Here is a 9,088-nt window from a genome sequence, read left to right on the forward strand (position 1 = left end):
AGTTTGTTCTAACATGCTTTACCTAATGTAAGATGTGCTTGATAACGTGAAAAAATTTTATCGTCATGAATAAATATTAAATTCACTAATTTTGCGTAACGCTTTAGAAGAGTAAACCTGTTCAGTGCTAGAGATTATCAGTGGTTAAATCGCATTGCCTATTTGTAGTAAGGAATAGAAGCGTGTAACAAAGTACGATTATCTACGTAAAAAGTTGTAAAACTTTTTTCCTTTCTGTGAAAAATATTTATCTAAATTGTTAAATTTTGTTTTATAATTTTAAGCAAGGGGAGATTGATATAGTCTCCCCTTGCGCGTATATAAAACTCAGAGTTTTATATTCTCCCAAGTAAAGCTAAGTAACAATGAGTTAATAAGCGCACACTTTTTCATATAGATCTCTACCTAAAACTCGTTTTTTTAGGAATGATAAACCTTTTAATAAGCCATAAATCTTATTCCTTTTTATAGTCGAGTACAGAATATGCGTTAACTTGCCCTGAGATATTTAACGCATATTCTGCTTTTGACTTACCCCTTTATCTGGATTTAAGCGTTATATTTTATGGGATTCCCGTTTATAAGCAACTGCTTACAGTTACAGCTTGCATCAAGAGTTATGACTATAGTGGTAGTCATGAATAATTATCCTAAGTGAGATACACTGCTTAAATCCAGATTGTCTATTCGTACTTTTTACTTTTAACCACTTAGCAGTAGAGTTTTCTCTACTGCTTTTTACTGTGGGTTTTGTAAGAGAAATGTAAGAGGAGAGTAAGAGTAATAGGAAAATGAAGAGGAAAAGGAATAGTAAAGGGAAGAGGAATAGTATAAGGAAGAGGAAAAGGAAGCAGGTCTTGGGGTACAGCTCATGCCTTTTCTCAAGTAGAGAGCTTTTCTCTACCATTTGTCGATGATCTCTAAACTATGGCAAGGCTTTACAAATTTCAACTTGCTTTTGCTCGCTAAAAGATAAGACTTAGTTACCGCTAGAACGATAATAAATGCTGCTCTTGTTATAATGTATAAGTAAAGACCATTATTAAGATTCTCAACTTATAACAAGGATTGGATATGCAAGGAAAATTAACTTTCGTGGCAAAATTTGCCGGTTGTTTAGCGGCTTTATCAGCTCTAGCAGGGAGTGTGCAAGCGCAGAGCGAACCAGCTCGTAGTCCAGCAGAACAAAAAGTAATTAAGTACTATCAACAACATAAAGCGCAAGTTGATAAACTTGCTGAATATATTATTGGTAGTATTACCTATTTAAAGGAAAAGTATGGTAAAACTGGTGCTACGGTAATGGAGATTATTAATACCTATCCGGTAATGTTCTTCTTGGAATATCGTACCCAAGCGCGAGTAGTTAATGGGAAGTATGACAATCCAGTACTCAACCAACTTGCAGAAATAGTCGGTTTATGTCATCAAGCTTTTTATATAGGTAAAGGGGAAACTGCTAAGTGGGATAAAGAATTAAAGTATATCTGTAATCCTTATATCCATCTAGATATCACTTATCAAAGTAACTTTAGTAACTTTGCTTATCAAGTGGTGTACCTTGAAAATGAATACGCTAAAGCTCCAAAAGAACCTTTAACCGCACAACAACAAGAAGTAGCCGCTCTAGCTAAAGACTTTGTCACCAAAATGCAAGAAGGTAAGTATGAACAAGCACAAAAGCTAGTTAACTTTAGTTTAAAACTTAATTTCTTAAAAACCGAACCGGCACTCGCTTTAATTAGAAATGCTTATGCTCTGGTTGACTTAAAGGTTACGAGTTTTGAGTAAAGAGATGCTTACAAGCATAGCTTTTACATTGTTGAAGGTTATCTGAACAGCAATTAGATTTTTAGAGAAAAATCCAACTTATAGAGAAAAATCCTACTTAGCAAGATAAAGCTAACTTTAGCTTGCAAAGTAGGATTTTGCATATACGTAACTCAAAAAAAGTGTGTAAAAAGGGAGGAGGTAAAAAATAATCAGTAAAATCTGTGGTTCTGGTAATAGGTATTTGTGCCGTCGCTGGTGTTGGCATCTGTGGTTTCTTACAACTTATGCTTCTACTAACTTATATTTCGGAGAGAGGTGCAGGTGCTACCATGGTGTGAATTTAATCGAGAATTTATTGCTATAATGGAATTATAGTCTCAACCTTAATTTAAGGATTTTCTCTATGAAATATCAACCCTTTACTCGTTTAGTAGCTGGAAGTTTAACCTGCCTATCTTTGCTTGTGCCAAATGTTGGTGTGCAGCAAGCTCATGCCGCTCCAACTAAAGCTGAACAAGCTGTGCTGAACTATTTTAATCAGAATAAATCATTAGTAATAAAGCTTACCAATTTTATAAATAACACTACAGTAGCTTTAAAAACACTAGCAGGTTCTACAGTTATTACAAATTCTGAAGTTTATTATTCTTATGCAATTGAGTTTGAGAGTACTTTTGTAAATAAAGGAAAGATTGTAAAGGGAAAATATCGTAATTATCCATTAGAGCAACTTAACAGAGTGGTAAATCTTTGTACTAATCTTTATAAACCAGGCAAAGCTAATTTTAGTTATAAAGTAAGCAGAATTTGTGATCCTTTTATCTTCTTCGCCCTGTTATATCATGGTAATGTTGGGTATTTCAATCATAATGTTTTGATGTATAAATATATTCTTTTACAAGAAGTGCAAGAACCATTATTAAATTCTCAGCAACGTCAGTTAAAGAATTGGCTAGATCAATATAAATACTATCAAGATAGCTTACTTTATACTGAAGCACAAAAATTAGTACCTTTTAAGATCCTGTACGCGGCAGATTATGGTTTTGAAGATCAAGCTGTAGACAATCTGAACCAGTTACTTCAACCTTATGGTTATACAGTGATTAAAGGGCAATAGAAAAAAAATAGCTGTAAAGATTTTTTAAAATACCTCTAAAGAAGCTATTTTATAAGAATATCTCAACTTAATATCTAGGAGTTTCCTGATGAAACGTACAGTGTGTTTAATGCGTGTATTAGGTAGTATTGTTGGTGGAATAGTTGTTTTTACCGCTAGTTCTCAAATACTACCAGCTCAAGCTCGTAACCAACAAATTCAAGCAACTCTAAATTATTACTATGCAAACAAAGCTTTAGTAGACAAGCAAATAAACTATGTAATAGATACTTTGCGTTATATTTCTCGAGAATATAAAAACACAGGTGCAGCGGTTACACAGCTCTTTTCTGCTTTTGCATTTAACTTTTACGTTCATTTTCCTAACCAAGGAAGCGTTGTAAATGGGAAGTATCAAAATAGAGCACTTGAGCAGTTTAAGTATAGTGTAGATCAGTGTATGAAAGCTATGTTCACCCTAAAAGATGATGAATGGGATGAAGAGTTAGGTAAAGTATGTCATGGCTGAACATAATTTAATTCGACATGGTGGTAAATACCTTAGTGCGACACAGCAAGCTGTAGCAAATTTATCGCAAGCTTTTGAAAATGCTGTGTTGCAAGGTAATAAGGCGCGAGCACAAGCTTTAGTTAATTTCCAAGTAAATGCTGATTATGATACTTCAGATCAAGCGATACAAGAAATTAGAAGAGTTTATAAACGCTTAGGCTTGCACATTACTGGTTTTGGATTAAAAAAATAGTAGGTGGTTGTCAGCAGTAATAAAATAAACTAAGTTTTAATTAAAAGTTCAGAATTAGTTATGGAATGTGCTGCAACTAAGCTAGGCATTCTAATAAGCCTATTAAGTTAAGCCTATTAAGTGCTCTTAGAGAGTCTTAGAGCAATTACGTTTACTACAACTAATAAGCAAACGATAACTCAAATCCTAGTCAGTCTTTAGCTTTCAGAGTTAAGGACAGATAGGATTTTGCTGTTTGTGGCTCTTGGCAATTTGGGTTAGGAATTTCTATCCTTAAATATTACAGAGGGTATGGAGAGTATGTAAGGTAAGGATTTTCTTACTTGCAAGAGCGTTGAGTTCTGTAGTTAAGATTGGTGGAGGCAAGGGGTTATTTTTGTACCTACTTTCTTACCAACTCTTAGAATTAGCTTGTCAAATGAGGATTAATTTAGGTATGACTAAAAATATTCGCAGCCGCTATTGATTTATCTTTTCTTGGCGATATATTTATATAAAAATTGCTCGATAAACGCTAAATCTCAACCACTTATCTATCTTATAAGTTGAAAATTAAGACTAATTTAAATAATGGTTGAAGTTATTACTTGCTGGGAGTTGTGTATTTTTGATAGTTGTGGGTAGGGTATTACTTATGGCGCACGTGTAACTTGAGAGATTACCAAAATTACTGGCAAAAACTTATCTTCACTACTCAAAAATACAACGCAAAAACAAGTAATTAATTTAGTTACAAGTAATTAATCTTTAAAAACAAGAGGTTAATCTTTAACTCCAACTGGTTAATCTTTAGCGATAAGTGATTAACGTTAACTATAAATAATTAATATTTAGCGTGAAATTAAAAATGATCTTCGGCTTACTACAGGCAAAAAGTAAGATGACAGAGATAATATAAAAATTGCAAAGAGAATTTCGGGCTTTTAAATGATAAATTGTTTTATATCTATTTGATATTTAGGTTAATAATGCGCAAATCTCGCATAAACTGATCGCAATTTTTTAGATATAACTAAAATTCATTAGCGTAGAAGCTTGAATATGTATTTTTACCTAGTATTTACTACAAAAATCGTATTTTTCTAAAACTTTTTTATATTTTATTTGTCTAAAGCAAAGATCACAACAAGATCGTTTTTTGAGCAGGCATTTGTTATTTTTAACAAGGGCATTTTTGCAAGCGATTGCTTTGCAATTGGCTGGACAAAAAATATTAAGAGCGCTCTTAATATTAGAGTTTGCTAAGGCAAACTCTAATAGATAACAAATCCTCTCGCTTAATTGTATGCTCTTTTAGGCACTATGTAAACACAAACAACGACAAATCCTCATCATTGGTATCGAATTGCTGCGATATGTTCTTGGCAAGAAACTATCTAGTAATTTTGCATGTATATTGCAATGATAAGCGCTTTTTACTTATTAAATTAATAATATTTTGTTTTTATCATTTTCTCTTTTCTCTAGATACTATTATTAATTTAATATAAGCTCAAATTATAGTTCCTAAGATCTTAGGAACAATTTTTGCCTTATTCCATGTTTATTCATGAATTTAGATATGACTGGAGTAAATAACTAAGTCTATGGCAAATCTTAATTTTGGCTTATAGTAACTGGTTAGTAGCCGCGCTTGTACCAAGAAAGCGTTTCCTTTTTAGTAAAGGCAAGTACTAAAAACATTCCCTATTTAAGTGGCTCTTAAATTCACGCTTTTTTGATGAGATGACTTTATTTATACATAGTACTTAAGTTTCAAGCAGCATCTATTGCTGCTTTTTGCATGCATGAACACTTAAGAAACAATCAATTCTCTCAATGCATCTTAAGTTTTAATTAGTACAAAATTAATTATGGTTACTGTTGGGTAAGTGCCAACAGATAATAACTTTGGTAACCACCTAACATAATCAAGTGATTGTATATGAATAAAGTTTTTAAATTAAAATTTAGCAAGGCAAAACAACAAGTTGTAGTAACTTCAGAACTAGCAAAAGCTGCAGAAAAAGGCTCGGCAGCAACTAGCGTAGATTCTACGTTAGTAAATGCAGCAGCAAGTGAGCAAGTTACAACTAATAAGAATTCGCGTAACCTTACAACAAGCTTAGTGGCTGGTTTAGGGGCAATTTTATCTTTAGGTTTAGTTGATACTCAAGCATTAGCAAGTGATGCCCGTACAGGTATGGACATTGTATGTGGTACGGCTGTGCTTTCACAAGTAGGTAATTTAACGCAAATTACAACGTCGACAGATAAAACGATTTTAAATTGGAATAAATTTAATATTAATCAGGAAGAAATTGTTGAGTTTATTCAAAAATCTTCGAATGCTGCTGTACTTAACCGCGTTCTAGGTGGTAGTGTTTCACAAATTTTAGGGCAGTTAAAATCTAACGGTGTGGTGTTTATTGTAAACCCAGCTGGTGTGGTATTTGGTAAGAACTCTCATGTTGATGTATCTGGGTTAGTAACCTCTACTCTTGATATTACTGATAAAGATTTTATCAATGGTAATTACGTTTTTAATCAAGAGAAAGATAGAGCTATAGCTGCGGTAATTAACCAAGGGATGATTAAAGTTCAAGAAAATGGTACTTTAGCTTTAATTGGGGGGCTGGTTGTAAATAATGGTGCTTTAGAAGCTAAAAATGGCACTGTTTACCTTTTAGCCGGTAATTCAATTACCATTTCAGATTTTACAAATCCACACATTACATATACAGTAACTGCGGGTAATAAAGCAGTAAACTTAGGTTCAATTGTAGCTAAAAATGTAAGTATTGCTGCAAATAAAGTAGTTAATGGTTATACTTCTGCAACCGAATTTGCTGATATTATGTCGAATTACGGTTCATCAGCAAATTCAGCAACAATTAATGCCAATGGTGAAGTAGTATTATATGGAGCTTCAGAGAACGTAAGCACAAGCTTTAATAATGAAGATGCGTTATCTTTAGGGACTAATAATACAGGTCTAGTAGTAAATAACGGAACTATTAATGTAAGCAACTCAGTTGTCAAAGGTGGTACGGTTAAAGTATTAGGAGACCAAGTAGTTATTGAAGATCATTCTGAGATTAATGCTTCTGGCGTTACTGGCGGAGAAGTGTATCTTGGAGGGGATTTTAAAGGTGCTGGTAATTTAAAATTAGCAAATACTACTTATGTTGCAGCCGGTTCTGTTGTAAATGTATCAGCAACAAATGACGCCGGTAAAGTAGCAGTATGGGGTAATCAAGCTTATATTGGAGGTAGTTTTTTAGCTAAATCCGAAAAAGGTAAAGGTGGTTATCTTGAAACTTCTGCGAAATATATTGCTTTTGACGACAGCTTTAACGTAGAAACCGTTTCTCAAAAAGGGAAAGAGTATACTGGTCAATGGTTTATTGACCCATTTGATTTTACCATTGTTAATAGCTCTGCTACGACTTGTGGTTCAACTCCTGCATCTTGGTATCAAGGTATTATATTAAATCAAATCCAAGCCAATTCTGTACCAGATTCATTTATTAATAATCAACTAAAAACAACGGATGTAACAATCGGGGTTGATGGGAATATTACAGCTCATAACGTTTATATTTACTCAGATCGCCGTTTCTTTACTCTTTACTCGACTGGTGGCTGGTTAAATATTACGAATTCTACCTTTAATTTTACTGGTAATAAACTAACGATTGTTTCGCAAAAGGATTTTATTTTTACCAATTCAGTAGTAACCGCAACGAACTATACTATTGGTACATATGAAGAAAATGGTAACACTAAATATACAACGCTAAACTATACAGTAAATCTATCAAATTCTAGATTTACCTCTACTGACAGTAATAAATCATATATTCGTGCGACTACACTTGGTGATTTTATTGCAGATAATGCCACTTTCAGTTCTGTAAATTCAGAGTTAGATATTCGTTATAACGGTAATGCTAAATTAACTAATTCGTCAGTTGATGCGGCAACCTTTACTTTAAGAACAGACATTGGTCGTGATAAAGGGGTAATTAATACCCACAGTACGTTATTTAGTAACACGACAGTAAATGTAACAAAAGGCTTTAGTTACAATAACAACCATGCCTCTTTAGACATGGTAAATTCTACCCTGAATGGTTCGACTACAGCAAATATCAGTATTATTGCAAATACATACAATGCAACATCAACAGACATTGATGGTAAAAATGTAACCATTTGTACAACTAATGGTACGATTAATTTAAATGCAACAGATATTAATGCAACTTCAAATATTGTTCTAAATTCTACTGGTGGTAACGTTAATTTTAGTAATGCTAACTTAACGGTATCTGAAGGTGACCTAGTAGTTTGTGCAACTAATAATGTAGCTATCACTTCTGATAATGTACGTATTAACTTAGGTGCAGATTCAAATTTAAGTGTTTATGGTGGTAATAATACTTTAATCCAAGACGCTAATTTTAAAGCTCGCTTCCTTTCAGTTGATGGTGGTAATGTTACCGTTACGAATTCAACACTAGCTTCGACTTATGATACTAAAATTGGTGGAGCAAATTTATCTATAACTAATGCTTCAAATATTACTGGTAACAATACCAATATCGTAGGTAGTAATGTAACGATAAATAAATTCTCTAAAGTAAATGCAACTAATAATGTTGCCGTAAATGTAACAAACTTTACTTTAGCTGATTCTTGGTTAGAGTCTGTTAATACTAGTATTTGTGTAACTAACAATGCATTAATTACAGGATCTAATGTTACTAGTACGCAAGATACGTTTATTGCAGCTGGAAATTTAGTAATTAGTAATCATAGTAATATTACTGGTTTAAATTTAAACATTACAGGAAATAGTATTTTATCTAATGAAGGAGTTTCTGTAGTTGCAACAAATAATGCGGCTGTATATAGTAAAGGAAATCTATCTTTAGATGGCATCAATGTTACAGCCGGCAATACAGTTAACGTTGATGGTGGTAATGTAAGTATTGCAAATCAAAGCAATATTGCAGGTCAAGCTGTTAATGTTAATGGTCGTGAGAATGCTACTATTGATAATTCTGTATTAGCTTCTCCAGTAGTGAACGTTACTGGCGGTAATTTAACATTACAAAATGGCGCTTTAGTTAATGCTACGATTGCGAATATTAATGGTACTAATGTTGTGGTTGATAGTGCTAAAGTAAATGCGACAGATATTAATATAAATTCAACCAATAGTACGCTTTTATCTAATGCTGCAATTAATGCAACAGGTAATGCAAATCTCAGCTCTAACTTGAATTTAACGTTAAGCAATGGAACAAAAGTAAATGCTACTAATGCTAATTTAAATTCAGGAAATGGTTCTGTAAATGTAATTGATGCAAATGTTACGGCTAATGTTGTAAATTTAACTGCGAAAGAAAATATCTCTTTAGATAATTCAAACATTACTGGTAAAGCGAATGTAAGCTTAACGACA

General features: G+C 33.0%; 5 protein-coding genes. All 5 read left to right on the top strand.

The features are described from left to right. The first annotated feature begins 1,074 nt into the window (after positions 1-1,074). Positions 1,075-1,791 carry a hypothetical protein gene (locus CKF58_RS07005; RefSeq protein WP_119532356.1) on the top strand — a complete coding sequence of 239 codons (717 nt, stop codon included), beginning with the start codon at positions 1,075-1,077 and terminating at the stop codon, positions 1,789-1,791. A 385-nt stretch (positions 1,792-2,176) separates the two neighbouring features. Then, positions 2,177-2,893: a hypothetical protein gene (locus CKF58_RS07010; protein WP_119532358.1), complete on the top strand. Its 717-nt coding sequence runs from the start codon at positions 2,177-2,179 to the stop codon at positions 2,891-2,893. 88 nt (positions 2,894-2,981) lie between these two features. Further along, on the top strand, positions 2,982-3,401 hold the full coding sequence (locus CKF58_RS07015) for a hypothetical protein (RefSeq protein WP_119532360.1): 420 nt from the start codon (positions 2,982-2,984) through the stop codon (positions 3,399-3,401). Continuing rightward, positions 3,394-3,636 carry a hypothetical protein gene (locus CKF58_RS07020; protein WP_119532362.1) on the top strand — a complete coding sequence of 81 codons (243 nt, stop codon included), beginning with the start codon at positions 3,394-3,396 and terminating at the stop codon, positions 3,634-3,636. The genes CKF58_RS07015 and CKF58_RS07020 overlap by 8 nt, the downstream gene beginning before the upstream one ends. Positions 3,637-5,560: 1,924 nt before the next feature. Then, positions 5,561-9,088 (top strand): beta strand repeat-containing protein (locus tag CKF58_RS07025; RefSeq protein ID WP_119532364.1); only part of this gene is annotated, 3,528 nt, incomplete at its 3' end.

It is taken from the genome of Psittacicella hinzii, assembly GCF_003585935.1.
GTDB classification, from domain to species: domain Bacteria; phylum Pseudomonadota; class Gammaproteobacteria; order Enterobacterales; family Psittacicellaceae; genus Psittacicella; species Psittacicella hinzii.